The organism is Nisaea sp., assembly GCF_034670185.1.
Lineage (GTDB): Bacteria > Pseudomonadota > Alphaproteobacteria > Thalassobaculales > Thalassobaculaceae > Nisaea.
Genome location: NZ_JAXMNY010000001.1, coordinates 242,809 through 269,703, shown reverse-complemented (window position 1 = coordinate 269,703; position 26,895 = coordinate 242,809). Strand labels below are relative to the sequence as shown.

The following is a 26,895-nucleotide window of genomic DNA, read 5'->3' as shown; positions in this document are numbered from 1 at the left end:
GCCCGCTCTCAGATCAGGGCGTAGTGCAGGATACTGAGGATCGGCACCAGCACGGCCCAGACGACAAAAACATATGCCAGGTTTGGACCAAGAGCGACGTGCGTTGGCCGCACGTCGAACATTGAGCCCGCCGTGACAACGGAGAGCGAGGCGATAGAAACCATGGCCCCGAGCCCCCATCCCGCGAGCATGGCTTCATAGAGAGCCAGCGGCAGCACACCGTGATCCAGACTCGTCAGGGCGGCGAGGAAGATGGTCCCGGTGATAATCGGATGAATACCGATTATGGCCGGCACAAGCTGTATGCCGATCATCAGGGCCAACAGGACCGGCGCCGGCAATCCGCCTTCAAGCAGCGGCGCGACATGGACAATCACCGCATCGGCCTCTCCCGCAACGGTGCCGACCACGATGGCAACGGCGACAAGCGCAAGGTCGTCCCCGAGTTCCTTCATTCCTTCCGCCGTTTTCTCCAGCACCGGCCATAATGCGTCCGGCCGACGGAAGAATTGCAGCATGCATAGCAAAGGCATCACCACCAGGATGGAGCCGAGTGTCGAGAGCGGCGTGACGGTCCCGACCAGAATGACCGTACCGGCGGCAATCCCCAACCGCGATGCAATCGGCTTCAGGCAAGCAAGGGCAGCGCCGACCGCCGCAAAGCTGAATGGCCGGGCGAACATGGCAAGTGCGATCGAGACGGATATGGCAACGCAGACGAAACCGAGTGGAATGATCTCCCAGAGTTCGACCATCGGCAGATAGGTACCAGCCACAGCAAAGCCGACGAAGAAGGGTGACCAAAGCACGGCGATGCTCATCCCCCGCATCGATGCGCATGCCGCAGAACGGCGGCGTTCCTTGCTTGCATTGGCAGGCACCACCGCGGAGACCAGGGCAAAAGAGCCGGTATTCAGAACCGCACCGAAGACCGTCGCCCCGATGGTGATGCCAACATCCGCAGCGCTGTCCGGTAGCGCTGCCAGTCTGTTCTGGCTCGCCCGCACAGACGGCATCAGCCGGGCGACTTCCCGTGTCATTTTCAGTGTTGGTAGCAGCCCGGCGAAAATCAGCGTGCGCTCAAGCCCGCGCCAGACGGCTTCCGGATCGGCAACGGTGGAAATCAGGATCAGCGTCGCGACCGTCCCGATTCCGACGAGTACTTTCGTCTCCAACCGGGCTTGCGGCAACGTGCCCAGCACAAAAAGCAACAGGCCACCGGCAACGATATGATCGAGCATGGGGACGGAAAGGAAGAGTCCGGCAACGGAGCCGGCCCACACGGACGTCAAAAGCAGGACGCGCCAGTCCAGAAAAGACTGCGGAAAGATGGGATTTCTCCAAGGCGGGGAGCGGAGCAGTCAGATGAGTCAAGAGTCTGCGCCGCAGAGGAATATTTGGCAATCCTCGCGCAATCGTCCGGGAATTGCCCTAACGATCTTCCGCCAACGGTGGCAACGTGTTATCGGTATTAGATCGAATTTGGCACAAAATTATGTCGGGCGAATTTCAATGAGCGATACTTCGAACACCACCACCGGCGGTCAGGCAGCAGGACAGCAGCCGAACATCGTGATTGCCCCGGAATGCCAGGATATTTTCGTCGACGGAGTCATCGGCGCCATGGTGCGAGACGGTGTCGTTCGGATCAATCTTGTGAACACGCGTTTCAATATCGACGGCTCTCAGGTTGAACATGCCGTCGTATCCCGCATGATCATGTCCCGATCGGGCGTGCGCAACCTGCACGCTGCCCTTGAGCAGCTTATGGGCCGCCTCACCCGCTCGGCCGACGGCCGCCGCGACGACGATACCGCCGAAGACGAGAGCTGACCGCCCAAACTCAGAGGGTAGCGTGCTGAAGAACCGTAAGGTTCGAGTTGCGGATCATCTGGGCCAGATTGTGTAACACAAGAACCAGCACCGAGGGATGTTCCGACAACATGTTGCGGAAGTCGCTCGGTGACATTGCCGCGACGATGCAATCGTCCGTCGCCCGGACCACAGCAGACCGAGGACCGCCATCCAGCGCCGAAAGCTCGCCGAAATAGGCACCGGCTCCCAGCCCGTCAAGCCTCAGCGCATCGCCGATAATCGTATGATTCTGGACTTCGGCGGAGCCTTCCAGCATGAAATAGACGTCGTGGTCATCGCCTTCTCTGGCGATAATAACCTCCCCTGCCGCGAACCGCCGTTTACGGCAAAGAGCCGCGATGGCCCCACGCTCTTCTTCCCCGAGATCCAGAAACAGCCCGATCCGGCCAATCTCGTCCGCGTTGACGGAACCGCCGCCCAAATCGAATTTATCCGAACTCATCATCTACCCCAATCAGTCCCATATACATTGCTTCCATATAGTATGCGCCTGCTGTCCGCAGGTGAAAGGATTTAGAGCGAAAACAAGCCCTGCGACTCAGAGACGCCCATGGACTCTGAGATCGCGAACTGCGAGGGCGATGGCCCGCGCATCACCGAGTCCGGTATGGGCGCCAGGCATGGCCATATGGCCAAGATGCTGAGGCAGCGTAGAACTTACAGTCTGGTTCTCCGGCAACCCCAACGCCCCGGCAAGGCGCGGACGGATATTGGCGAATAGATCATCCCTGAATGGCCAAATCATACCGGCCCAATCGGCATTCTGAACGAGATCGCACCAGTCATTTCCGTTCGACACAACGAGACCGGCATCGCCGACGAAATCGGCAAACCGGCACAGGGCCTCCTTGAACGGCATGGCGTGATGGGAGAGATTCGCATTGGTGATCCCGGTCAATTCGATGAAATAGTCGGAGAGTACCGGATTTTTCTCCGGCTTCACCAACACCTCGAAGCTCGCCAGCTCCGCCATCGGCATGGCCGCGTCAATCTTTACCGCCCCGATCTGAACGACTTCCATGAATTCGTCAGGCCCGCTCCAACCCCGCGCAAGCGAGCCTTCCCAGGCCGTAATTTCAAGATCGAAAACAACCACCGTACCCTGATCGGGGAAGTCGCGAAATGGACCTGCGGCAGCACTCTCTTTGACGCGATCGACGCGTCCCGGCATCGCCGCTCTCCCCGTACTGGTTGATTTGAGGGCTGGTAAAATTCGCCCGCCAGACGCTACAGTCTGCCCCCCACCCTGCCAAGCGAAAGACTGATGACCAAAGATCTCGTCCATATCGGCTGTGGCGCCGGCTTTGCCGGCGACCGGAAGGATGCCGGCGGCCCCGTGGTAGATACGCTCGCCACCCGTGACGGCCCGAAATACCTTATTTTCGAGACACTTGCGGAACGCACTCTAGCGCTTGCGCAGAAGCAGAAACAACGTGATCCGGAGCGTGGATACTCGCCGTTCCTTGAGGCCTATGTCCGGCCGATTCTGGAGCGCTGTCTTGCGAATAACATCCGCATCGTCTCCAACTTTGGAGCTGCGAACCCGATCGGGGGCGCCAGGCGCATCCTGGAAATTGCCAAAGAGATCGGCTGCCGCACCCCGCGCATTGCCGTCGTCTCTGGCGACGACCTTCTGACGGTGATGGATGAAAAAGAAATCCGCAGTCACAAGACCATCGAAGGGCTGCCTATCGGTGACGGGATTGTCGCCGCCAACACCTATATCGGCGCCCGCCCGATAGCCGAGGCACTGGCAGGCGGCGCCGATATCGTCGTGGTCGGACGGACCACGGACCCGGCCCTGGTACTTGGCCCACTGATCCACGAATTCGGCTGGACGGAAGAGGATTGGGATGCACTTGCCGCCGGAACGCTGGCCGGACATCTGCTGGAATGCGGAGCCCAGGTAACCGGCGCCTATTTCGCCGACCCCGGTTTCAAGGACGTGCCCGACCTTGCCCATGTCGGTTTTCCCATCGCCACGATCTCCCGCGAGGGCGCAATACGGGTCGGCAAGGCGGACAATACAGGCGGCTGCGTGACACCAGCGACCGTCAAGGAACAGATCCTCTACGAGATGCACGATCCCTCCGCCTATCTGACGGCGGACGTTGTGCTCGACATCTCAGGAGTGTCAGTCGAGCAAGCGAGCGAGAACGTTGTCGCTGTCTCCGGCGCACGCGGCAAGGCGCGGCCGGATACATTGAAGACCACGATCAGTTTCGACGGCGGCTGGCTCGGCGAGGCTGAGATCAGCTATGCGGGGCCGAACGCTCTGGCCCGCGCAGAGCTTGCCAGGGAAGTCCTGAGCGAGCGGGCCCGCGAACGCGGAAGCAATGCCGAGTACCGTTTCGATATCATTGGCACATCAAGCACTTTCGATGGTGGCAGTGCGCCCTACCCCGGCGCCGGCACAGCCGCACCGGACGGCGATTACCGGGTCCGTGCCGCTGTTTCCTGTCATTCCCGCGAGATTGCCGAAGATCTCGCGGACGAGGTGCTGAGCCTCTATTGCTCCGGCCCCGCCGGCGGTGGCGGCTTCAGACGCAACATCACCGCACAGATCCACACCGCCTCGATCCTGGTCGACAGGAACAGGCTCTCCCCCAGCGTTCAGTTTCTCGGAGCCGGCGCATGACCGAGGTTCTCGACACAACACGTCTTCGCCTGCACGACATTGCGCATGGGCGCAGCGGCGACAAGGGAAACCGCTCGAACATCAGCGTCATTCCCTATACGGAAGCGGCCTATTCCCTACTGCTGGATCAGGTTACCGAGAAGCGGGTCCTCGCGCTCTTCGCGCACAAGGGAGCGAGCGCTGTCACCCGCTATGAGCTGCCCAACCTTCCGGCACTGAATTTCGTTATCGACGATGCGCTCGAAGGCGGTGTGAACAGCACGCTCAACCTGGATCTGCATGGCAAGACCCTGTCCTTCATGCTTCTGGACTTGCCGGTCGAGGTTCCTCTCGACCGGGTCCAGGAACTCACCCAGGGCAGGCGCCAGGGTTAGTGCGCGGCGCGAGGCTTGGCGGCGAGAGCCTCTTTTTGCGCTTCAAAGATCGCTTCCTGCATTTTCAAGGGGAGAGCCTTCACCCGTTCGACCGCCTCCGCAGGCGAAAGCTTGTCGACATCTTCCTCGGACATTGACTTCGCTTCAGTTGCGAACCGGTCCCGGTATTTTTTCAGAACCACCTCGATCGCCGCCGCGGCCTTCCGGCACATCTCGATATCCTCAAGAACTTTTCCGTAGCGCTCTTCCACATTGAGACGCTTCAGTTTCAGATAATCCCCGTGATCCGGGATGGCCTTTTCGAGAGCCGGATGCAGATTATTCTCGTAAAATGCCTCGGCCATCTGGCGAGCCTCACTCTTGATCCCGAACAGATCAAAACCGAGCGGTTTCGAGAGCCGCCAGACGCCAAGAGCGACCACGTCGAGGACATATTGGGTATCGTAACTATCACAAAGCTGATCCAGAGCGGCGCGTGCTTTTCCGGGAGTCGCATAGCAATTGAAGAAACCCTGTGCGAGAGCATCCAGCTTGGTCTCGTGCTTGGTCACGAACCGCTTTTCAACTTCCAGAAAGGTTTCTGATTTCTGGTGTTCTTTCAGGCTCTTGTTGACCTTCGACTGCAAATGCCGCGCTCCGTCCGTAACATCCAACAGGACGCGGAAACGCTTAACCGTATCCGGCTCCGACATCGCCTGATCGAATTGCGCCCGCAGAGCATCCAGCGCTGCTGAACTATTGTCCGAATCACCCATTCTCTAATTCACCGATATTCTCTGTGCTCACAACCAAGCCTTACTATTGCAATGTTAAGAAATGCTGGATCGCATGTATATTTGCGTGTGACATAATGACAGTCCAGCCACGAATTAACGAGATCATAGAGACATGTTGCGACGCGAAGATGACCGGCTGCTCACCGGGCACGGCTGCTATGTGGATGATTTGTTCCCGGAAGGCGCCGCGCATGCGGTCGTCGTACGCTCCGCCATGGCGCATGCCCGACTCCTTTCTGTCGCCGTGGATAACGCAAAGGCCGTGCCCGGTATACTGACCGTACTCACCGGGGATGATCTGGCCAGCGAGAGCATTGGCCCTATGCGATCCCGCATGCCCATGGTCGGGCACGACGGGAAGCCGATGATCGAGCCGGAGCGTCCGGCACTGGCGACGGGTGTTGCCAAATACGCAGGTCAACCAGTTGCCTTCATCGTTGCCGAAACGATTTCCGCCGCACTCGAAGCCGCCGAGCTGGTCGATATCGACTATGAGGATCTGGAGTCCGTCACCGATCTCGCCCATGCCGTCTCCGACGGCGCTCCCAAGATCTGGGACGAGGCGCCACGCAATGTCAGTTTCGACTGGCGTATCGGCAATGGCAGCGAAGTCGATGAAGCGATCGCCGCTGCCGACCATGTGGTGGAACTGACCGTCGACCATCCGCGCGCCGTGATTGCGCCGGTCGAACCGCGCGGCTGCGTCGGCGCGTTCGACAGTGAGACCGGGAAATACACACTCCACACACCGAGCCAGGGCGTCGTCATGCTGCGCGCGGCCATGTCCGAAGCACTTGGTGTCGAGGAAACCCAGATGCGGGTCATCACCAACGATGTCGGTGGCAGCTTCGCCGTAAAAATCTGGCCCTATCCGGAGCAGATCCTCTGCCTGCTCGCCGCCCGCCTGACAGGACGGCCCGTGAAATGGATAGCGGATCGCACCGAGAGTTTTGTTGCCGACGCGCCGGGCCGCGGCCGCCTCGACCGGGCGACGCTGGCACTGACAAAGGACGGCACGATCACGGCTTTCCGGATTGATGCGCTGGCCGATATGGGCGCGTTCCTCAACGCGGTTAACCCCTCCATCGTCACCAAGGGCGCTGTCCGGGTCTTCACCAGTTGCTACAAAATCACGGCAGCCGAATACCGGGTACAGGCCGTGTTCACGAACGCCACGCCGACCGATGCCTATCGCGGCGCCGGAAAGCCGGAGAGTGCCGGTACGCTGGAACGCCTGATCGACTATGCCTGCGACAAGCACGGCTTCGACCGGGCGGAAATCCGCGCCAAGAACCTGATGACGCCGTCGGACCTGCCGTTCCACACGCCGATGGGCGAGGACTACGATGGCGGCGACTATCCCGAGATATTCAAGAAAGCGCTCGCCAAGGCAAACTACGAAACTTACGCGGACCGCCGCACAGCAAGCGAGGCTGCCGGCAAGAAGCGCGGCATCGGCTTCGGTATCCATGTGCACGCGACCGGCGGGTCCACCGCCGAGCGCAGCAAGGTCGAGCTGACCGATGATGGCAAGGTACGGGTTCGCACCGGCACCCAGGATTCAGGTCAGGGCCACCAGACGACGCTCGCGCAGGTCGCGGCCGAAACCCTCGGCATCGATCCGTCGCAGGTCATCGTCGAGCAAGGCGACAGCGACGATCTTCAGGTCGGCGGCGGTACCGGCGGCTCCTGCCTGATGCCGATCGCGGCCAACACTGTGCATCGCGCAGCCATCGAGATGGTCGAGAACGGCAAGAAGCTCGCCGGGCACATCCTGGAAACCGCGTCCCAGGACATCGAATACGAAGCCGGGTCCTTCAAGGTGGCCGGCACCGACAAGGCAATCTCCTTCCCCGAGTTGATGGCCCGTATGGGCGACATTCCGGCGGAGACGCTGGAGCCGGGCCTGCGTGGCGGCTGCGTCGGCGAAATGGATTTCGAGGGCAAGCACACCACCTTCCCGAACGGCGCCTATGTGGTTGAGGTTGAGGTTGATCCGGACACCGGCCACGTTGCCGTCGACCGTTTCGTCGGTGTCGACGATCTTGGCCACATCGTGAACGAGCCGCTCGCCTTCGGACAGGTAACCGGCGGCATTGCCCAGGCCATCGGCGAGGTTCTGATGGAAGGCAGCGTCTACGACCCGGATTCCGGCCAGCTGCTGACCGGCTCTCTGATGGATTACGCCTTCCCGCGCGCCGACGACGTTCCGTTCATCGATCACGCATGGGCGGCCACGCCGTCCCCGAACAGCCTGCTCGGTGTGAAGGGTGTCGGTGAGGTACCGTCGATTGGCGGGCCGGGACCGATCATGAACGCGGTGATCGATGCGCTTGCGGGATATGGTGTCAAACACATCGATATTCCGATGACGCCACAAAAGGTCTGGACGGCAATCCACAATGGAGGCTGATCCGCAATAAGGCCGCTGAATGCCGGCATCAGACCGGCACCGGCCACAGGGAGGAAACATGACCGCATCCAGTTCCATGACCGGCGGCACGGCGTTGGTCCGCGCCCTGACGGAGAACGGTATCGACACGGTGTTCGGGCTGCCCGGCATCCAGCTCGACGGGCTGTTCAACGCCTTGTATGACGCCCGAAACAGCCTCCGGGTGATCAATGCCCGGCACGAGCAGGGCACGGCATACATGGCTTTCGGCTATGCCCAGTCGACCGGCAAGGTCGGCGCCTATGCCGTCGTTCCGGGGCCCGGCCTTCTGAACACCTTCGCCGCGCTTTCCACCGCCTACGGCTGCAATGCCCGCGTCCTCGCGCTGACCGGGCAAATCCCGAGCAACACCATCGGCCTCGGCCTTGGCATGCTGCACGAGATCCCAGATCAGCTCGGCCAGATGGAACGGCTGACGAAATGGTCCCACAGGATCAATCACCCCTCAGAAGTCCCCGCCGTCATGGATCAGGCCTTCCGGGAGCTCTGGAGCGGCCGTCCGCGCCCGGTCGGCATCGAAATGCCGCTCGACCAGTTGCATCTGAAAGCCCCCGTAGGCCCGATCACGCCGACTGTGCCCCCGGAGCCGCCGGAGCCTGATCCGGACCTGATCGCCGATGCCGCAAAAATGCTTGGCGAGGCCAGCAACCCGATGATCTTCGTCGGCGGCGGCGCCTACGAAGCGACCGAAGAGATCCGCGCGTTGGCGGAAATGCTCCAGGCACCAGTAGTTTCCTACATGAATGGAAAGGGCGTGCTGGACGACCGGCACCCGCTTTCCCTGCACCACCCCGCCGGCAACCGGCTCTGGGGCGATGCGGATGTGGTGATTTCCATCGGCTGCCGCTTGCAGCACGAGCGCATGACATGGGGCATGGATGAAAAGCTCTCCATCATTCATGTCGATATCGATCCCACCGAACTGACCCGCGTCGGCAAGCCCGATATCGGCATCGTCGCCGATGCGGCGGGCGCGGCGCGTGCATTGCTCGACAAGATACCGGCGCATAACCGCGCACGGCCATCACGCACCGAGGAATTGGAAGCCCTGAAGGCGGAGTTCCAGGCGCAGTTCGAAGCCAAAATCGGCCCGCAAATGGAATGGGTGGCAGCCATTCGTGGCGCGCTGCCCGAAGACGGCTTTCTGATCGATGAATTCACCCAGGTCGCCTATGCCTCCCGCGTCGGCTTTCCGACCTACGGCCCACGCACGCTGATCTCGCCCGGCTATCAGGGCACGCTCGGTTATGGCTATGCCACCGCGCTCGGCGTGCAGGTCGCGCATCCGGACAAGCAGGTGCTGTCTATCAATGGCGATGGCGGCTTCATGTACACCATGCCGGAGCTTGCGACCGCCGTGCATCACGGCATCAATGTCGTTGCCGTCGTCTTCGCGGATGGCGCCTACGGCAACGTGATGCGCATGCAGAAAGAGCTCTATGACAACCGGGTGATCGGCAGCGAATTCACGAATCCCGACTTCGTGAAGCTCGCCGAAAGCTGCGGTGCGCTAGGTTTGCGTGCAACCACACCGGCTGAGCTGAAGAAAAAGATCGAGGAAGGTTTCGCCTCCGGGCGCCCGACCCTGATCGAGGTTCCGGTCGGCGAATTTCCCGAACCCTGGCCGGTGATCAGGCCGGGACCGTCGCGACCGAAGCGGTAACGGCGATCCTGCCTGGCACCGTCCGAACCTTTTGGAAGGACCATGAGCGAAACAGCCCTGATCGTGGGAGCTGGCGCCGGTCTCAGCGCCTCCCTCGCCCGTCTTTTCTCGGCAAACGACATGAAGGTCGCACTGGCGGCCCGTGACACGGACAAGCTTGCCGGTCTGGCGTCGGAGACCGGCGCCCTGACGCAGGCTTGCGATGTTGCCGACAAGACCAGCGTCGCCAACCTGTTCGACTGGATGGATGGCGCGCTCGGCAGCCCTGACATTGTCGTGTTCAATGCTTCGAAGCGAGCTCGCGGGCCGATTGTAGATCTCGATCCGGATGAGGTCCTCGCCGCTACGACAGTCACCTGTCACGGCGCGTTCCTGGTCGCCCAGCAAGCAGCGAGACGCATGCTGAAGGCCGGGCACGGGACGATCCTGCTGACCGGCGCGTCGGCTGGGGTCAAGGGCTACCCGCAATCCGCGCCATTCGCGATGGGCAAATTCGGGCTGCGCGGTCTCGCGCAATCCATGGCGCGGGAGCTGCATCCGCAGAACATTCATATCGGCCATTTCGTAATCGATGGCGGGATCCGGACCGCGAACGAACAGCGGGAAAAACCGGGTGAGGACAAACTGCTCGACCCGGACGCCATCGCCGAAAGCTACCTGCAGTTCCACCGCCAGCCGCGCTCAAGCTGGGCCTGGGAGATCGAACTGCGCCCATGGAAGGAAACTTTCTGACGTCAGGGCTGTTACCCTGAAGCCACAAAACGTGTGAAATCTCACATCATAAAGCGGCTCAGAAACTTTTTCCTTCCATCGACAGGGACAGCCCCCATATATCGGTCCGATATATATCAGACTGATATAGTTTGGCCCTGCTCATGGATGTAAAGACTCTCTGTCTCGCGGTACTCAGCCGACGGGACGCAACCGGCTACGAGATCCGCAAGCAATTCGCGGAAGGCCCGTTCGCGCACTTTCAGAAGGCCTCGCTTGGCGCCATCTATCCAGCCCTGACGCGCGCCGCCAGAGAAGATCTTGTGACAGTGACCGAAGAAGCGCAGGACGGCCGGCCGGACAAGAAAGTCTATTCCCTGACCGAGGCTGGCAGGACGGCCCTACGTAAGGCATGCGAGATCGAACCGGAGCCGGACCAGGTTCGTTCCGATCTGTTTTTCCTGCTCTTCTTCGCCCGCTATCAGACACCAGAGAAAATCGCGCGTCTGATCGATGAGCGGATCGCGTTCTACGATGCCCAGCAATGCGAGCTCGATGAGTTCAACCCGAACTGCGCCGCCGACCCCGGCATGAATTTCGTCCGAGGTCTCGGCAGTTCGGTCTATCGCGCCGCCGCCGACTATATGCGGGCCAATCGCGACACGCTTCTGGCCCAGCTCAGCGCGGAGACGCGACATGCCGCTGAGTGATTTTCCGTACCAGTTAATCAGATCGCGCGCTTGCGCTCCAAAACCATACAGCCCCGCCGAGGTCCTATGAGAATCAACTATTCCATCCTGCTGGCCACTGTCATCGCCATCGGAACCGGCGCATGGATTTTGTCAGGCCAGTTCGCAAACGGGGCCCGGACGGAAGGCGAGGACGTCGCGGAGACCAAAACCGCAGCACCTGCCTCCGAAATGGCCGCGGTGCGCGTCCGTGAAAGCATCGCGGAGCCATACCGCTCCGCCGTGGTGATCACCGGCCGGACAGCCCCCTCCCGAGAGATCGAGTTGAAAGCGCAGATCCTCGGCAAGGTCGTCGCGCTCGGCGCGAAAGACGGCGACCATGTCAAGAAAGGCGCTCCGATTATCCGCTTCGACCCTGAGGACCGGGAAGCCAGACGGCAGATGGCGAAAGCCCGGATCGTGCAGCGCGAAACCCAGTTCAATGCCGCCGACAAGCTCGCCAACAAGGGCTTTCAGGCACAAACCACCCGCGCCGAAACCTTTGCGGACCTGCAGGAGGCCAAGGCCGAACTCGCCAAGATCGAAGAGGAAATCCGGCGCCTTACAATTTCAGCTCCATTCGATGCCGTACTCGACGATGTCTATGTAGAACTTGGCGATGTCTTGCAGAGCGGCGATCCGGTCGCCGCCCTCTTCGATCTCGACCCGATACTCGTCGTCGCCCAGGTCTCCGAGCAGGAGCGAATCAAACTCGCGGTCGGGCAGCCTGGTAAAGCGAAATTGCTCGACGGAACGGACCTGACCGGAACCATCCGCTACATCTCCGCCGCCGCCGATTCTGAAACCCGGACGTTCCGGGTGGAACTCGAGGTTCCGAACCCGGATCGGAATCTGGAACTCGGCATCACGGCCGGTGTCATCCTTCCGCTGCCGGAAGTTACCGCACACAAACTGACCGCCGGCGTGTTCACGCTGAACGATGATGGCCAGCTCGGGGTCATGACAGTCGATGCGTCCAACACCGTCCGCTTCAACAAGGTGAATGTGCTCGACAGCGATGCGGACTGGGCCTACGTCACCGGCCTGCCGGAGCGCGCCCTATTGATCTCCGTCGGTCAGGAATTCGTCTCCGATGGCGAGACCGTGCGGGCCGTCCCGGAATCCGCCGTCGGTACCGACGCCGCCAAAGCAAGCTGAGGATCGCCCGATGCATGCGCTGATCGACGCCGCCCTGCACCGCAGCCGCACCACCCTGATGGTGCTGGTCCTTATCCTCATTTCAGGAGCGGTCGCCTATGTGACCATTCCGAAAGAGGCAGATCCGGACGTTAATATCCCGATCGTCTACGTTTCGATGAAACATGACGGCATCTCGCCCGAGGATGCTGAGCGACTTCTGTTGAAACCGATGGAATCCGAGCTGCGCGGCATCGAAGGCGTGAAGGAAATGCGCGCCACCGCTTTTGAGGGCGGCGCGAACGTTACTCTGGAGTTCACGGCCGGGTTCGATGCCGATCAGGCAATGCTGGACGTCCGCGAGAAAGTCGACCTCGCCAAGCCGGAGCTGCCCGAGGAAACGGACGAGCCGACAGTTCACGAAGTCAATGTGAGCCTGTTCCCGATCCTGGTTGTGACTCTCTCTGGCGAGCTGCCCGAGCGCACGATGCTGCATCTCGCCCGTACTCTCCGTGACGAGATCGAGGGCATCACCTCCGTGCTCGAGGCGAAACTCACCGGCGAGCGCGAGGAACTGGTGGAGATCATCATCGATCCGCTCCGCCTCGACAGCTACAATATCGATGCGTCGTCAGTGCTTGAGATCGTCGCCCGCTCGAACCAGCTGGTAGCCGCCGGAACGCTCGATACCGGCAATGGCCGGTTCCCCATCAAAGTACCCGGCCTCTACGAGAACCTGCAGGACATCCTCGATCAGCCGATTAAGACGAACGGCGATGCCGTGGTCCGGGTCCGGGACATCGCGTATGTCGAACGCGGCTTCAAGGATCGGGAAACTCATGCCCGGCTTGAGGGCAAACCCGCAATTGGTATCGAGGTGACGAAGCGGATCGGAACGAACGTCATCGAGACCGTCGAGAACGTCCGCGCCATCGTTGCCGAAACCCAGAAGACCTGGCCGGCAGGCGTTACCGCGACTTTCAGTCAGGACAAGTCCGGCCAGATCCGGACCATGCTGACCGACCTCCGGAACAACGTTCTGAGTGCCGTCCTGCTGGTCATGATCGTTATTGTCGGCGCTCTCGGCTATCGCTCCGCCGCACTGGTGGGGATCGCCATCCCGGGCTCATTCCTGCTCGGCATCCTGACCCTCTCCTCACTCGGGCTGACGGTGAATATCGTCGTCCTGTTCAGCCTGATCCTCGCGGTTGGCATGCTTGTCGACGGTGCCATCGTGGTGACCGAATATGCGGACCGGAAACTGTCTGAAGGACTGGATCGGCGCATCGCTTATTCGGAAGCTGCCAAACGCATGGCCTGGCCGATCATCGCCTCGACCGCGACGACTCTTGCCGCCTTCCTGCCGTTGCTGTTCTGGCCGGGTGTGGTCGGCGAGTTCATGAAATTCCTGCCTATAACCCTGATCGCGACCCTCACCGCCTCCCTCTTTATGGCCCTGCTGTTTGTCCCGGCCCTCGGATCGATCTTCGGCAAGTCCGGGGCCCAGACCGAAGAAAGCCGGGAATCTCTGGCAGCCATGGAGAATGGCGACCTGAACAAGGTCAGGGGCTTTACCGGCGGCTATCTGAAAGTCCTGAAACTCGCGCTGACCAATCCCGGAAAGGTGATACTGGCCGCAGCCGCATTGCTGGTCGGAGTGCAGTATTATTACGCCAATCACGGCAACGGGGTGGAGTTTTTCCCCGAGGTCGAGCCAGACAACGCGATGATCCACGTCCATGCCCGCGGCAACATGTCGACGGCCGAGAAGGCGCGCCTCGTCTTCGAGATCGAGAAAGAAGTCCTCGATGTCGGCGGCTTCAAATCCGTCTACACATTCGTCGGCGAAAAGGAGGGCGGCGGTCAGGATCTGGCCGAGGATGTCGTCGGCACTATTCAGGTCGAATTCGACGACTGGCAGAGTCGTGCCCCCGCCGACGAAATCCTGGCCGAGATCTCCGAACGCGCCAAAGCCTATCCCGGCATTTTCGTCGAAACCGCCAAGGAAGAAGGCGGCCCGCCAACCGGCAAAGCGGTGCAGGTCCAGCTTCGGTCTGTCTATCCCGACCGCCTGACCGAGGCGACAGAGATGGTCCGGGCACAGTTCGACCGCATGGTCGGACTGCAGAATATCGAGGATGACCGGCATATCCCCGGCATCGAGTGGCAAATTGCCGTCGACCGGGCCCAGGCTGCGAAGTTCGGGGCAGACATCGCCCTGATCGGCAGCTACGTACAGCTCGTCACCCGCGGCCTCAAGATCAGCGACTACCGGCCGAACGACAGCGACGAGGAAATCGACATTGTCGTCCGCTATCCCCGCCCGTCCCGTCGCCTCGACCAGTTCCTCGCGATCCGGATGATGACGGACAAGGGCCTGGTTCCCTTGCGGAACTTCGTCTCCTGGTCGCCACAGGCCAAGGTCGGGACCATCAAGCGCTCCGACGCCCGTCAGGTCATGGCGGTGAAGGCAGACGTGCTGCCCGGTGTGCTGGCGGACGAAAAGGTCAAGGAACTGACCGCCTGGCTGGACAAGACCGAACTGCCAAATGGCGTGACCTATAAGTTCAAAGGGGAGGACGAGGAGCAGAAGGCTGCCGAGGCTTTCCTCGGCAAGGCTTTCGGAGTCGCGCTGTTCATCATGGCGATCATCCTGGTCACCCAGTTCAACAGCTTCTACAGCGCCTTCCTGATCCTGAGCGCCGTGATCATGTCGACTATCGGCGTGATGATCGGATTGATGATCACGGGGCAGCCCTTCGGTATTGTGATGAGCGGCATCGGCGTGATCGCGCTGGCCGGTATCGTGGTTAACAACAATATCGTGCTGATCGATACGTTCGACGCCCTGAAGACAACCACTGGCAGCACCATGGAAGCGGTCTTGCGCACCGGTGCCCAGCGCCTTCGTCCGGTGATGCTGACCACCGTCACGACGATGCTCGGCCTGCTGCCGATGGTGTTCCAGCTGAATATCGATCTGTTCACGCGGGAGATCTCGGTCGGGGCACCCTCGACCCAATGGTGGGTGGCGCTGGCCTCGGCCATCGTCTTCGGCATGGGCTTCGCCACGATCCTGACGCTGATCGTTACCCCTTCAGCGTTGCAGCTTCGGGGTAATTTCCAGGACTGGCGCGCGGCGCGGCGGGCCCGCAAAGCGGGACACGATCAGGATGGCGGTTATGACGGCAGCGTCCCCAACGCCGCTGAATAGCGTCAGCGTTTCAGCCAGTTCTTGAGACGGCTGGCCGCCTCCACCATGTCCTCCGTTGCCCCGGCAAAGGAAAAACGTAGAGAGCCATGGCCGCGCGCCGGGTCGAAATCGACCCCCGGCGTTGCGGCGAGGCCGATCTCGGCCAGCATCCGCTTCGAGAAATCGACACTGTCGTTGGTGAAGCGAGTGACGTCCGCATAGATGTAGAATGCGCCGTCCGCCGGCGCCAGATCGTCCAGCCCAGCGGCCGGAAGCTCGTTCAGCAACACCTCGCGGTTCTTCGCGTAGCGCGCCACATTGGCCTGCAATTCCTCGTGACAATCGAACGCCGCGACAGCCGCGTGCTGCGACAGGGTCGGCGGCGAGATGAAGAAATTCTGTGCCAGACACTCCATGGAACGGGCCAGATCCTCCGGCACCACCATCCAGCCGAGCCGCCAGCCGGTCATCGAGAAATATTTCGAGAAGCTGTTAATGACCAGCGCCTGATCGTCGCTCTCCAGCGCCGAGACCGGACGGGTGCCGAAGCCGATCCCGTGATAGATCTCGTCGGAGACGACCCGGATGCCCTTTTTCTTGCAGTATCCGGTCAGGGCGGCGAGCTCCTCCTCCCCCAACATGGTGCCGGTCGGGTTTGACGGGCTGGCAACGATCAGCCCATCGATCTTTCCCTCCACCGCGTCGAGAAGTTCCGGTGTCGGCTGATAACGGTGCTTGCGCTCCGTCTCCAGCAGCACGGTTTCAACGCCGAGAGCGGAGAGGATATTGCGATAGGCCGGATAGCCTGGTGAGGCCATGGCGACCCGGTCGCCTGCCTCGAAGGCCGCAAGAAAGGCAACTTGGAACGCGCCGGAGGAGCCAGTCGTCACCATGATCCGGCCCGGGTCCAGAGAGACGCCGTACCAATCCTTGTAATGCTCCGCGATCCGCTCCCGGAGGGGATTGATGCCGGCTGCCAGCGTATAGCCAATCCGGTCATCATCCAGCGCTCGCTTCGCCGCTTCGATCACGCCGCGCGGTGCCGGGGTCGCAGGCTGGCCGACTTCAAGATGCAGCACATCGCCGCCGGCAGCCTCTCGGTCTGCGGCCGCCTGCATCACATCCATGACGATGAAGGCGGGTACAGCGCCCCGCCGGGATACTTTCAGAGCCACATACTCGCCTTCCCGTTGGTTAGTTGCCGCCTTCAAAAAGGATCATGCCGCGTCCGCGCGGATCGTCGGCTATGCCGCAATCCCTGTCACTGCGCGGCAGGCCTTCCTTGCAGCGAAACAGACGGACGGCGCCGATCGGCTGGGTGGCTGGCTGCACCGGATAGCCGGCACGCTCAGCCATTGCTCCCGCTGCAGGAGCAATACCGGATTCCACCGATAGCGTGCCCGCCGCCATATCGAAATGGGAGCGCGGTGCGGCCACGGCAGCGCTCATCGCCTGACCGGCCACATAGTGACGCAAAATCGAGGGAACCAGGGCCGAGATCGTCTCCCTGCCACCGGTCGCCATGGCGGTCATGTGAACCTGCCAGGCATGGGTGTTCCCGGCGATAACCGCGGCGGCCAGCGGCGGGTTTGCAGACGACAATGCCGGGGCCGGAATGAAGCCGAGATCCGGGAGCGTCTGGCCGGTTCCAAAAGGCGCATTCATGGTCAACGCACAGCCAACAGAAAGCCCCCGCCTGTCCGTGATGACAAAGCTCGTTGCACCGGACCGCGATTCCCCACCGAACAAGGCGACCGCAGCAGGCGTTGCGGCAGTACGGCGAGCGCCGGAACGAAAATCACCGAACAGCAACTCGGCTGCATCCGCACTCAAATCCGTATCGCCACTTGCCACTGCATTGGCGGCGCGGACCTGCATTTCGGCTATCATTAGCGGATCGATATCCTGCGGCGAGGACGACCATCCCGCTTCGTTGAAGGCAAGCGAAAGAGTTTTTGATATCAGGGTGGTGTCGGTATTACGACTGGCCGCGACAGCCCAGAGATGATTGTCGAAATCGACACCCTCGGCCTCGCTCCAAACCGGAACCGCGCCGCGCAACCGGTCACGGTCGACCACGTATCCGAAGGCTTCCGCCTCGGCGACGAAGCGGCTGGCAAGCTGGCCTGCATAAAGATCTCCAACCCCCGCGACCCGAAGCCGGCCGAAAGTGGAGGCCAGATCCAACTGGACCAGTGAGCGGCCCGCTTGCAAGGCAACACCATCCGGGGCGAACACACTGGGACGCCCGGCACCCGATGATTTCAGAGCGGCGCCATCACGCGCGAGATCTTCCGCGAGGCGGCGGGAGACGGGTTCACCAAACCGGGCAAGCTGCTCCGGAACACCAATCAGCTGCGTGATCGGAAGCCGGCCATAGCGGGCATGCAATGCGAACATCGCGCGCGGTCCCAGCGGAGCGGCAATCGTACTTTGATCGCCCGACAGGGGCTGAGGCAAGAATGAGAGGCGTTCAAACCGCTTGCTCACAGGGTCGAAAGCGAGACAGGAACCACCCGCCCCAAGTCCGGCGGAAGACGGCAGCGTCACGGCAAGAGTGAAATAAGCGGAGACAGCGGCGTCGGCAGCGGTGCCGCCCTGGACCAGCACATCCTGGGCGATAACGGCAGCCCGCGGCTCATCGACAGCGACGGATCCGAAGAACCCTTCGGTGACTTCGACGGCTTCATCGCTCGCGCAGCCTGCAAGCAATCCGGCGCAAACCGCCAATGCCACAGGCACGGTCCTCTTAAACATAACGTCCTCTCAAATCGCCGCAGGCTATTGAATGCAGCCCCGGACACGCGCACATTACAAGTCCATGCAGCGCACCAACAGGCTCGGACCAAATCCATGAAGTGCAAAGCCCTAGTTGGCAAGCATCTAATTGCGTTAGTTTTTACGTTGCTGAGTATTGCCGGATGGTCCCGGTCCGTGGATGCGCGATCCTTCATCACCGATACTGAGATCGAGCTCTATATCCGCGAGCTTTCGACCCCGGTCTTCCAGAGCGCGGGTCTTTCGCCATCTGCGGTCGATCTCTATTTCATCAACGACGATACGCTGAATGCCTTCGTCGCCGGTGGCCAGAACATCTTCTTCCATACCGGCTTGCTGATGGCGACAGAGACGCCGGAGCAGTTGCTCGGCGTGATTGCCCATGAAACAGGGCATATCTCCGGCGGGCATCTGGCGCGGAGCGGAGAGGCCCTGCGGAATGCCAGCCAGAACGCCTTGCTCGGCCTCATCCTAGGTGCCGGCGCTGCCCTCGCGACTGGCCGGGGCGACGCCGCCACTGCGATCATCCAGGGCAGTCAGTCAGCTGTTCAGGGCTCCTTGCTCCAGTACAGCCGGGCGCAGGAATCTTCGGCTGACCAGGCAGGTATCCGTTTCCTTGAAAGCAATCGCGAATCCTCAAAAGGCATGCTTGAGTTCCTCTCGACTCTCAGCGGCCAGGAACTTTTGAGCGGACGCAGCCGGTCTCCGTACGCAAGCACGCACCCGCTTACCCGGGACCGGATTGCTTTCGTCGAAGAACAGGTGAAAAACTCGCCCTACAGCGATAAGAAACTGCCTGAAGAGCTGCAGCAGAAACACCGCCGGATGGTCGCCAAGCTCCATGGCTTCATCCGCTCACCAGCACGCACCTTCAAGGCATACCCAGATACGGATACATCGATTGAAGCCCGTTACGCCCGGGCCGTTGCCACATACCGGCTGCCGAATGCCAACGCGGCCGTCGCGCTCGTGGACGAATTGCTGGCCGATAACCCGGACGATCCGTTTTTCCATGAGTTGAAAGGCCAGATCCTGTTCGAGGCGGCCCGGCCGGCCGAAGCTGAAGTTGCGTATCGCAAGGCCCTTGGAAGCCTGCCCGACGCGCCGCGGATTGAACTTGAGCTCTCGCGGGTCCTGCTGGCTCTCGACACAAAGGAGCACAATGAGGAAGCGCAGGCGCATCTCGAACATGTCGTACGGCTGCTTCCGAATGCGACGTTCGCCTGGCGTCAACTGGCCATCGCCTATGGCCGCAATGGCAATCACGGCATGTCCGCCCTTGCCCTCGCCGAGGAAGCTTTCCGCTCCGGCAATGAACGGGATGCGGCCCTGCAGGCAAACCGGGCGAAACAGAAGCTGCAGCCACATACGGAAGCCTGGCTGAGAGCCAGCGATATCGAGGGAATCTCGACCCCGCGCGACCGGGAGCGGAAAAAAGACCAACCGCCCAAGAAAAAATAGCGCGCGCCGTTCCATAGCCAGAATGCAATAACGATAACGTGGTTTGTCGGCAACGACGGACCGGCTCAATGTTTAATGACTGTAAGCACGACCGGAAAGGCACGCAGCATGGCCACCATGGCGCCCCTTAAGAAAACCCACAAAGCGTTAATCCTGGCCCTGACTCTCGCCTCCGGCCTCGCGCTCTATCCCGCAAGCCAGCAGGCCGCCGCCGCGGAGCCGTTTTCACCGGATCAGAAATCGGCCCTCGACACGGCCATCCGCGATTACATCCTGGCCAACCCGGAAGTCATCGTTGAATCCCTGAACGCCATGCAGGCGCGCCAGGAAGTTGCGGAAAAGGAGCGCCAGCGCGCCGCCCTCGCCCAATTGCAGGGTCAGATTACCGGCAACGACAACGACCCGGTCATCGGCAATCCGAACGGCGATGTCACTGTGGTCGAGTTCTTCGATTACCAATGTGGCTATTGCAAAAGGATGATCGATCCGGTGATGCAGTTGCTGAAGCAGGATCCGAATGTCCGCTGGGTGATGAAGGAGTTTCCGATTCTCGGCCCGGCATCCGTGACCGCCGCCCATGCGTCGATCGCAGCCGACAAACAAGGCGCCTATAGCGAGTTCCACGTCGCCTTGATGAAATATCGCGGACGGCTGAGTGATGCCGTTGTGTTCCAGACGGCCCTCGAAGTCGGTCTTGACCTGGACAAACTGAAAGCGGACATGGCGTCGCCTGAAACGGGAAAAACAATCCGGGACGCCACGGTTCTGGCGCGCACTCTCGGCATCAACGGGACACCCGCCTTTGTCATAGGCGGGGAAGTGTTACCGGGCGCCGTCAGCCTCGAGACCCTGGTCGAACAGATCGAAGCCGCGCGGAAAGGCTAAGTCAGGAAGCCGTTGAAGGAACGGACGGCGGAATATCGCGGACCCGGCTGTAGAACAGAGCGGCTACCACGACCAGTCCGGCGACACTGGCGAAGACCAGCCGGTATGCTCCGTCCGAACCGCCGCCCGCATGATCCACGATCAACCCGGTGATCCACTGCGAGAGAAAAATCGTGCCTACACCGACGAGGCTCATGGCTGTAATAGCCCTGCCAGCGAGATGGTTCGGCACGAAGCCCCGGCAATGTGCGGCCAGCACGACGAAGAACGGCGAGACGAAACCGAACGCGACCAGCAGAAGCATGGCCAGCCAGAGCGGGGGACTCGCGATCACCGCCATAACGGCGAGCAGCAGCACCATCAGCACACAGCTCCCGAGGACCACACGCTTGCGGGAGTTAAACATCCGGTCCAACGGACCAAAGCCCAGTGTCCCGGCATTCTGTGCCAGAACCATAACGAGCAGTGCATAGCCGGCCTCCGTCTGGCCAAGCCCATGAACTTCCCTGAGATAAGGCCCGGCCCAGAGACCGCCAACCGTTGCGAAGGGTGCAGCGAAACAGCTGGCCATGATCAGAGTGCCGCGAATATCTCGGTCACGCAGCATCGTCAGGATCGCTGAAAAGGCCTGACCGATACTTTCATGAGGCCGCTCGGGGCGCGCAACGCCGGGAGGGTGATCCCGACCCCAGAGAAAGATCAGGATCGTCATCAGCAGGATTGCCGCCGCGAGGAGCAGGAATGTCACGGTAAACCCGGCTTGCTGCAACATGATGGCGAGCGGAGCCGTCGCGAGCAGACCGCTTGTCGCACCGGAAAATGCGATAAGCCGGGCCGAAACTGTGGCAACACGATCCGGACGGACCCAGCCGAGCACAATCAGATAAACGGTAGTTACGGCACCGGCATGCCCCACGCCGAGCAGTATCCGCCCCCCGATCAATCCGGTAGCATTTTCAGAGAGCGCAAAGAGCACCATCCCGCCCACGGCGATCAAGCTCAACGCCGATGTGGTAATACGGGCGCCATACCGGTCGAACAAAACACCCATCGGGATCTGCACAAAAGCAGCGGCAAGCGACATGATGCCGATCACCGCCCCGATCTCAGCCGGAGATATACCGCGCTGTTCGATCAAGGCATTGGCAATCACCCCGCCGCCCAGCCGGTTGATCTGCACCAATGTCAAAAACGCGCAAAGAATAAAGAAAACCCGAGCGGCGCCGCTGCGCTCGGCATGTCCGGTAGTGCCTGTCACAAGACACCCCCGGACCTACCGGCACTGCGGACCGCTCGGAAAAACAACAGCGGAACCATAAATACCCCGGTCAAAATGTAACAGCCCGCCAGCATCGGCTGGCGGGCTGACTATGGAGCCAAGAGCGATTTGGCCGTCCGGTCAAGGATCTTCTATCAGGCGTTGAGAACCCCGCGCTTGACCTGGTCCTGTTCGATGGATTCAAAGAGAGCCTTGAAGTTACCTTCGCCGAATCCTTCATCGCCCTTGCGTTGAATGAGCTCGAAGAAGATCGGGCCGATCACCGTCTCGGTGAAAATCTGCAACAGAAGACCGCCGTTTTCAGTCGGTGCTCCGTCGATCAGAATACCGTGCTGCTTCAGGCTGGCGACATCCTCCCCATGCCCGGGCAACCTTTCGTCCAGCATTTCATAATAAGTGTCCGGCGGCGGCGCCATGAAACTGGAGCCAGCGGCCTTGAGCGCTTCCACACTGGCAAAGATATCGTCGGTCGCCATTGCGATATGCTGGATACCTTCCCCCTTGTAGGCGGTGAGATATTCCTCAATCTGGGATTTGTCGTCAGAGGATTCGTTGATCGGGATCCGAATTTTGCCGCATGGACTGGTCATCGCCTTGGACTTCAGCCCGGTCAGCTTGCCTTCAATGTCGAAATAGCGGATCTCGCGAAAATTGAAGAGCTTCTCGTAGAAATCGGCCCACACATCCATCCGTCCGCGATGCACGTTGTGGGTCAGATGATCCACCATTGTGAATCCGGCTCCGACCGGCACCTGCTCCACACCGTCCAGCGGTACGAAATCGACATCGTAAATGCTTTGCTCGCCATACCGGTCCACCAGATAAATCAGGCTATCGCCGATACCGTGGATCGCCGGAATGTTCAGCTCCATCGGCCCGACCTTGCCTTCAAACGGTCGTGCTCCGAGCTTAATGGCTCGGTCATAGGCCGCTGCTGCATCCTTTACCCGGAACGCGATGGCGCAGCAGGACGGCCCGTGAACGCGGGCGAAGGACTGAGCGAAACTGTCCGGCTCCCCATTGACGATGAAATTGACACCGCCCTGACGGAAAAGCGTTACGTCCTTCGATCGGTGACGGGCGACCGCGGTAAAGCCGAGAGACCGAAACAGCGTCTTCAGATTTTCCGGATCGGGCGCGGTATATTCGACGAACTCAAAGCCGTCGGTCGCCATCGGGTTTTCGATGGTGCCGCCCGGAATTGGGGAAAGCGTTTCGGATGCCATGAATGTCTCCTCCGGTTTGCTGATGGATTAGCTCCCGCCTTGACAGCAAACCGGCGAGAACGGAACGTCAGGGCAGGATATATTTAGTTACAGGTGAAACTAATTAGGGTTTGCGCGTGAAGAGTCAAGAAAGCAGTGCTGATACTTCCGCCAATCCGTATCAGGACCAAGATCAGGTAACGTTCTCTCTCGACAGTTTTTTGCCTTATAGGCTAGCGCTGCTCTCGTCACTGGTCTCCAGCAGCATCCAGAAATTGTATGCGTCGGAATTCGATATCAGCATCCCCGAGTGGCGGCTCGTGGCCATTCTCGGCAGTGACGGCCCGATGACGGCTAACGACATTCGACAACGTGCGGCGATGGACAAGGTTCAGGTCAGCCGTGCCGCCGCGAAATTATTGGACGCAGGGCATATCCGCAAACAGGTAGACCCTGAAGACAAACGCCGCGCGACCCTGTCTCTTTCCGATAGCGGCTCTAAAATTTACAACCAAATCGTGCCCATCGCCCTCGAACGGGAAGCCTATCTCTCATCGGCCCTCAGCGAAAAGGAGAAACGGGATTTAATTCAATTGTTGGAAAAATTGACAAAAACGGCCAAAAGCATGACAACCACTCCGCCAATGTGAATATTAACATCTCAAGACTTCACGACTGATATTTTCTACACGAGGTTTATTGCCACAACCATTGCGGCATGATATCCGGATTCCGATTGAGGTTCGCGCGATCGCGCTTTGGACCCGTCCAAGCTCTTGGAAAGAGTTCAGGCAATGAGCCAGATATTCGAGAACATCGAAGACCCTACATTAGGGAAATTGGTGGAAAGATGGTTCGCGTGGCGCGGCGGCGACACCTATCCGGCGCGCAAGTCGATTGAACCGCTTGAGCTTGGTCAAGCACTTCCGTTTGTCTGGATATGCCAACGCGAACCGGACCTGAATTGCTATCGCTACCACCTCGTGGGCGAAGCTGTGAACACACTTTATGGCCAAGGTCTGCGCGGTCGCTCTCTGAAAGATTTCCTGTCTGGTAGAACAGCCAATCTTCTGAAAGAGCGACTGGACGACTGTCTTGAGTCCGGACACATTATCCATACGATTGGGGCGCAGACCTTGCATGACAAGCGCCATGTACTGGTCCAGCGCTTGCTTCTGCCCATGACCGGCTCCGGGGGAGAGCTGGATACGATCCTCGGATGCACAAAAGTGACCGACACGGTCTCCGGGCGTGCCGGAGAGGATGCACCCTCCCGGGAAGCCACTTACAGAAACGACGGCACCCGAATTAAGGTAGGCAACGCCACTCTCACCATGTATTCCAAGGATCCGTTATATTAGATTGCTCGGCAGCCGGTTCCGATTGCGTCAGTCGGGCCGCGTGATATAACCCTCGAAACTGAGATGCAGGCGAGCATAGTGTCCGAACGCCCGGAAATACTTATTCTCAATGGCCCCAATCTGAACATGCTTGGAACCCGGGAGCCTGAGCTCTACGGGGCCGAGACATTGGATGATGTCGAAGCCATGTGTGCCGATCATGCGGTAACACTTGGATTGGACACAGATTTTCGGCAATCGAACTTTGAAGGTGAGCTGGTAACGATTATCCAGCAGGCACGCGGCAGCGCGTCCGGCATCATCATCAATGCAGGCGCCTACACGCACACCTCCGTCGCTATTCACGACGCTTTGCGTGTAGCCGACCTGCCAGTCATCGAAGTGCATATTTCGAACATCCACCGGCGCGAAAGCTTCCGCCACACTTCCTATATTTCCTCCGTCGCCGAAGGAATCATCGTAGGGCTTGGAACCCAAGGCTATGTCCTGGCCCTCGATGGTATGGCGCGGATACTTGATCGCACCTGAACGAACCCGGAGATCCCTTTGTCGCACGACATTGACAGCAAACTCGTAAGAAAGCTCGCCGCCCTCCTGGAAGAGACCGGCCTCGGTGAGCTTGAATATGCGAAGGACGACTGGCGGATCCGCGTGGCCCGTCCGGCCGTGCAACAGGCCGCCAGCGTGGTCGCCGCTCCGGCGCCCGCAGCAGTCGCACCCGCCGCGGCTGCGGACACAGCATCTGCCGATATCGCAGGCGCGGTGAATTCCCCGATGGTCGGAACAGCCTATCTCGGCCCCGACCCCGACACGGCACCGTTCGTTTCTGTCGGCACCAGGGTAACAGAAGGCCAGACCCTGATGATCATCGAAGCCATGAAGGTCATGAACCCGATTCCCGCGCCCCGTGCCGGAACGGTGAAGGACGTACTGGTTCAGAACGGGCAGCCGATCGAGTTCGGCCAGCCGCTGATCGTGATCGAGTAGCAGGCTGGAGCCGAAATGTTTGAGAAAGTCCTGATCGCCAATCGCGGCGACGTGGCCCTGCGCATTCACCGGGCCTGCCGAGAAATGGGCATACGGACCGTCGCCGTGCATTCGACCGCCGATGCGGACGCGATGCATGTGCGCCTCGCCGATGAGAGTGTCTGTATCGGCCCACCTGCCGCGAAGGACAGCTACCTTAACATTCCGGCTATTCTGACCGCCGCGACCGTGACCGGCGCCGACGCCATCCATCCCGGTGTCGGTTTCCTGTCCGAGAATGCGGATTTCGCCGAAATCGTCGAAGCTCATGGATTTGTCTTCATCGGCCCCTCGCCGCAGCATATCCGCGACATGGGCGACAAGATCATCGCCAAACGGACGGTAAAGGCACTGGGAATTCCCTGCGTGCCCGGATCGGACGGGCCAGTCGAATCAGTCGAGGGCGCCATCGCCGCGGCCGAGGAGATCGGGTTTCCGGTCCTGATCAAGGCAACAGCCGGCGGCGGCGGGCGCGGCATGAAGATTGCCCAGAACCGCGAAGAAGTCAGCGACGCCTACAACATGGCCCGCCGGGAAGCAGCGGCCGCCTTCGGCAATGACGAAGTCTATATGGAGCGGTATCTCTCCAAGCCGCGCCATATCGAAGTGCAGATCGTCGGCGACGGCCACGGCCATGTGGTGCATTTGGGCGAGCGTGACTGCTCCCTGCAGCGGCGCCACCAGAAGGTCCTGGAGGAAGCCCCCTCCCCGGCATTGAACGAAGCTGCCCGTGCTAAAATCGGCGCAATTGCCGCAAAAGCCACCGCGAAGATGAATTATCGCAGCCTTGGAACGCTCGAGTTCCTCTATGAGGATGGCGAATTCTTCTTCATCGAGATGAACACCCGCCTGCAGGTCGAGCACCCGATCACCGAGATGATCACCGGCATCGATCTCGTGCGCGAGCAGATCCAGATCGCCTCGGGCGCTTCGCTGTCCTTCACCCAGGACGATGTGGTGCTGAACGGACATTCAATCGAGTGCCGGATCAATGCGGAAAACCCGCGCACCTTCATGCCGTCTCCGGGCCGCGTCACCGACTACCATGCACCGGGCGGTCTCGGGGTCAGGGTCGATTCGGCTCTCTATGCCGGCTATCAGATCCCACCATTCTATGACAGCCTGATCGCCAAACTGATCGTGCATGGCTCCAACAGGAATGAGTGTTTGCTGCGGCTGCGCCGGGCTTTGGACGAAATCGTGATAAGCAATGTGGAGACCACCGTGCCTCTGCATCAGGATCTCTCGCAGGCTCCCGATTTCATAAACGGCGAATACGACATACACTGGCTTGAGAAGGTTTTCCTCGCCGATCCGGCCTAACCGGCTCGGCATATCGCCCAACCGGGTGCA

General features: G+C 60.5%; 24 protein-coding genes. 16 read left to right on the top strand and 8 right to left on the bottom strand.

Features of this window, described 5'->3' with window-relative positions; all coding sequences use genetic code 11:
* Nucleotides 1-8 precede the first annotated feature (8 nt).
* On the bottom strand, nt 9-1,292 hold the full coding sequence (locus tag VOI22_RS01235; protein WP_323794785.1) for a hypothetical protein: 1,284 nt from the start codon (nt 1,290-1,292) through the stop codon (nt 9-11).
* A 220-nt stretch (nt 1,293-1,512) separates the two neighbouring features.
* On the opposite strand from VOI22_RS01235, the gene VOI22_RS01230 reads away from it, so the two are divergent.
* Nucleotides 1,513-1,833: a hypothetical protein gene (locus VOI22_RS01230; RefSeq protein ID WP_028465744.1), complete on the top strand. Its 321-nt coding sequence runs from the start codon at nt 1,513-1,515 to the stop codon at nt 1,831-1,833.
* Between the two features lie 10 nt (nt 1,834-1,843).
* Here VOI22_RS01230 and VOI22_RS01225 read toward each other — a convergent pair whose 3' ends face one another.
* Both VOI22_RS01225 and VOI22_RS01220 read right to left on the bottom strand, forming a co-directional pair.
* Nucleotides 1,844-2,317: a cyclic nucleotide-binding domain-containing protein gene (locus VOI22_RS01225; RefSeq protein WP_323794784.1), complete on the bottom strand. Its 474-nt coding sequence runs from the start codon at nt 2,315-2,317 to the stop codon at nt 1,844-1,846.
* 96 nt (nt 2,318-2,413) lie between these two features.
* Entirely contained in the window at nt 2,414-3,046 is a 633-nt protein-coding gene (locus VOI22_RS01220; protein WP_323794783.1) for a 3'-5' exonuclease, read from the bottom strand.
* A gap of 93 nt (nt 3,047-3,139) precedes the next feature.
* On the opposite strand from VOI22_RS01220, the gene VOI22_RS01215 reads away from it, so the two are divergent.
* Entirely contained in the window at nt 3,140-4,513 is a 1,374-nt protein-coding gene (locus VOI22_RS01215) for an acyclic terpene utilization AtuA family protein (protein ID WP_323794782.1), read from the top strand.
* Nucleotides 4,510-4,887 carry a hypothetical protein gene (locus VOI22_RS01210; RefSeq protein WP_323794781.1) on the top strand — a complete coding sequence of 126 codons (378 nt, stop codon included), beginning with the start codon at nt 4,510-4,512 and terminating at the stop codon, nt 4,885-4,887. Before VOI22_RS01215 ends, VOI22_RS01210 begins: the two co-directional genes overlap by 4 nt.
* On the opposite strand, the gene VOI22_RS01205 is transcribed toward VOI22_RS01210, so the two are convergent.
* Nucleotides 4,884-5,642, bottom strand: coding sequence for a hypothetical protein (locus VOI22_RS01205; RefSeq protein ID WP_323794780.1), 759 nt, complete (start codon nt 5,640-5,642; stop codon nt 4,884-4,886). The two genes, VOI22_RS01210 and VOI22_RS01205, sit on opposite strands and share 4 nt — an antisense overlap.
* 133 nt (nt 5,643-5,775) lie before the next feature.
* Here VOI22_RS01205 and VOI22_RS01200 point away from each other — a divergent pair, with 133 nt between their 5' ends.
* From VOI22_RS01200 to VOI22_RS01175, 6 genes are all read left to right on the top strand, one after another.
* Entirely contained in the window at nt 5,776-8,076 is a 2,301-nt protein-coding gene (locus tag VOI22_RS01200; protein ID WP_323794779.1) for a xanthine dehydrogenase family protein molybdopterin-binding subunit, read from the top strand.
* Nucleotides 8,077-8,134: 58 nt separating this feature from the next.
* Nucleotides 8,135-9,778, top strand: a complete 1,644-nt coding sequence (locus VOI22_RS01195; RefSeq protein ID WP_323794778.1) for a thiamine pyrophosphate-dependent enzyme — start codon at nt 8,135-8,137, stop codon at nt 9,776-9,778.
* Between the two features lie 42 nt (nt 9,779-9,820).
* Nucleotides 9,821-10,510, top strand: a complete 690-nt coding sequence (locus VOI22_RS01190; protein ID WP_323794777.1) for an SDR family NAD(P)-dependent oxidoreductase — start codon at nt 9,821-9,823, stop codon at nt 10,508-10,510.
* 143 nt (nt 10,511-10,653) lie between these two features.
* Complete coding sequence (locus VOI22_RS01185; RefSeq protein WP_323794776.1) at nt 10,654-11,199, top strand: PadR family transcriptional regulator; 546 nt, start codon at nt 10,654-10,656, stop codon at nt 11,197-11,199.
* A 66-nt stretch (nt 11,200-11,265) separates the two neighbouring features.
* Complete coding sequence (locus tag VOI22_RS01180) at nt 11,266-12,375, top strand: efflux RND transporter periplasmic adaptor subunit (protein ID WP_323794775.1); 1,110 nt, start codon at nt 11,266-11,268, stop codon at nt 12,373-12,375.
* A 10-nt stretch (nt 12,376-12,385) separates the two neighbouring features.
* Nucleotides 12,386-15,568 (top strand): efflux RND transporter permease subunit, encoded by a 3,183-nt coding sequence (locus tag VOI22_RS01175; protein ID WP_323794774.1) that lies wholly within the window; start codon nt 12,386-12,388, stop codon nt 15,566-15,568.
* A gap of 2 nt (nt 15,569-15,570) precedes the next feature.
* Here the strand turns inward: VOI22_RS01175 and VOI22_RS01170 are convergent, their stop codons facing one another.
* Nucleotides 15,571-16,722 (bottom strand): pyridoxal phosphate-dependent aminotransferase, encoded by a 1,152-nt coding sequence (locus VOI22_RS01170; protein WP_323794773.1) that lies wholly within the window; start codon nt 16,720-16,722, stop codon nt 15,571-15,573.
* A 19-nt stretch (nt 16,723-16,741) separates the two neighbouring features.
* Complete coding sequence (locus VOI22_RS01165) at nt 16,742-18,304, bottom strand: gamma-glutamyltransferase (protein WP_323794772.1); 1,563 nt, start codon at nt 18,302-18,304, stop codon at nt 16,742-16,744.
* 177 nt (nt 18,305-18,481) lie between these two features.
* Here VOI22_RS01165 and VOI22_RS01160 point away from each other — a divergent pair, with 177 nt between their 5' ends.
* Both VOI22_RS01160 and VOI22_RS01155 read left to right on the top strand, forming a co-directional pair.
* A complete protein-coding gene (locus VOI22_RS01160) occupies nt 18,482-19,786 on the top strand; it encodes a M48 family metalloprotease (RefSeq protein WP_323794771.1) in 1,305 nt (434 codons plus the stop codon).
* A gap of 75 nt (nt 19,787-19,861) precedes the next feature.
* On the top strand, nt 19,862-20,671 hold the full coding sequence (locus tag VOI22_RS01155; protein WP_323794770.1) for a DsbA family protein: 810 nt from the start codon (nt 19,862-19,864) through the stop codon (nt 20,669-20,671).
* A gap of 1 nt (nt 20,672) precedes the next feature.
* Here the strand turns inward: VOI22_RS01155 and VOI22_RS01150 are convergent, their stop codons facing one another.
* Both VOI22_RS01150 and hppD read right to left on the bottom strand, forming a co-directional pair.
* Nucleotides 20,673-21,929: an MFS transporter gene (locus VOI22_RS01150; protein WP_323794769.1), complete on the bottom strand. Its 1,257-nt coding sequence runs from the start codon at nt 21,927-21,929 to the stop codon at nt 20,673-20,675.
* Between the two features lie 155 nt (nt 21,930-22,084).
* Nucleotides 22,085-23,176 carry a 4-hydroxyphenylpyruvate dioxygenase gene (gene hppD / locus VOI22_RS01145; protein ID WP_323794768.1) on the bottom strand — a complete coding sequence of 364 codons (1,092 nt, stop codon included), beginning with the start codon at nt 23,174-23,176 and terminating at the stop codon, nt 22,085-22,087.
* Between the two features lie 116 nt (nt 23,177-23,292).
* Here hppD and VOI22_RS01140 point away from each other — a divergent pair, with 116 nt between their 5' ends.
* From VOI22_RS01140 to accC, 5 genes are all read left to right on the top strand, one after another.
* Nucleotides 23,293-23,805 carry a MarR family winged helix-turn-helix transcriptional regulator gene (locus tag VOI22_RS01140; protein ID WP_323794767.1) on the top strand — a complete coding sequence of 171 codons (513 nt, stop codon included), beginning with the start codon at nt 23,293-23,295 and terminating at the stop codon, nt 23,803-23,805.
* A 144-nt stretch (nt 23,806-23,949) separates the two neighbouring features.
* Nucleotides 23,950-24,516, top strand: coding sequence for a PAS domain-containing protein (locus VOI22_RS01135; protein WP_323794766.1), 567 nt, complete (start codon nt 23,950-23,952; stop codon nt 24,514-24,516).
* A gap of 63 nt (nt 24,517-24,579) precedes the next feature.
* A complete protein-coding gene (gene aroQ, locus VOI22_RS01130; protein WP_036553283.1) occupies nt 24,580-25,044 on the top strand; it encodes a type II 3-dehydroquinate dehydratase in 465 nt (154 codons plus the stop codon).
* Between the two features lie 18 nt (nt 25,045-25,062).
* On the top strand, nt 25,063-25,503 hold the full coding sequence (gene accB, locus VOI22_RS01125) for an acetyl-CoA carboxylase biotin carboxyl carrier protein (protein WP_323794765.1): 441 nt from the start codon (nt 25,063-25,065) through the stop codon (nt 25,501-25,503).
* Nucleotides 25,504-25,518: 15 nt separating this feature from the next.
* Nucleotides 25,519-26,865, top strand: coding sequence for an acetyl-CoA carboxylase biotin carboxylase subunit (accC, locus tag VOI22_RS01120; protein ID WP_323794764.1), 1,347 nt, complete (start codon nt 25,519-25,521; stop codon nt 26,863-26,865).
* Nucleotides 26,866-26,895 lie beyond the last annotated feature (30 nt).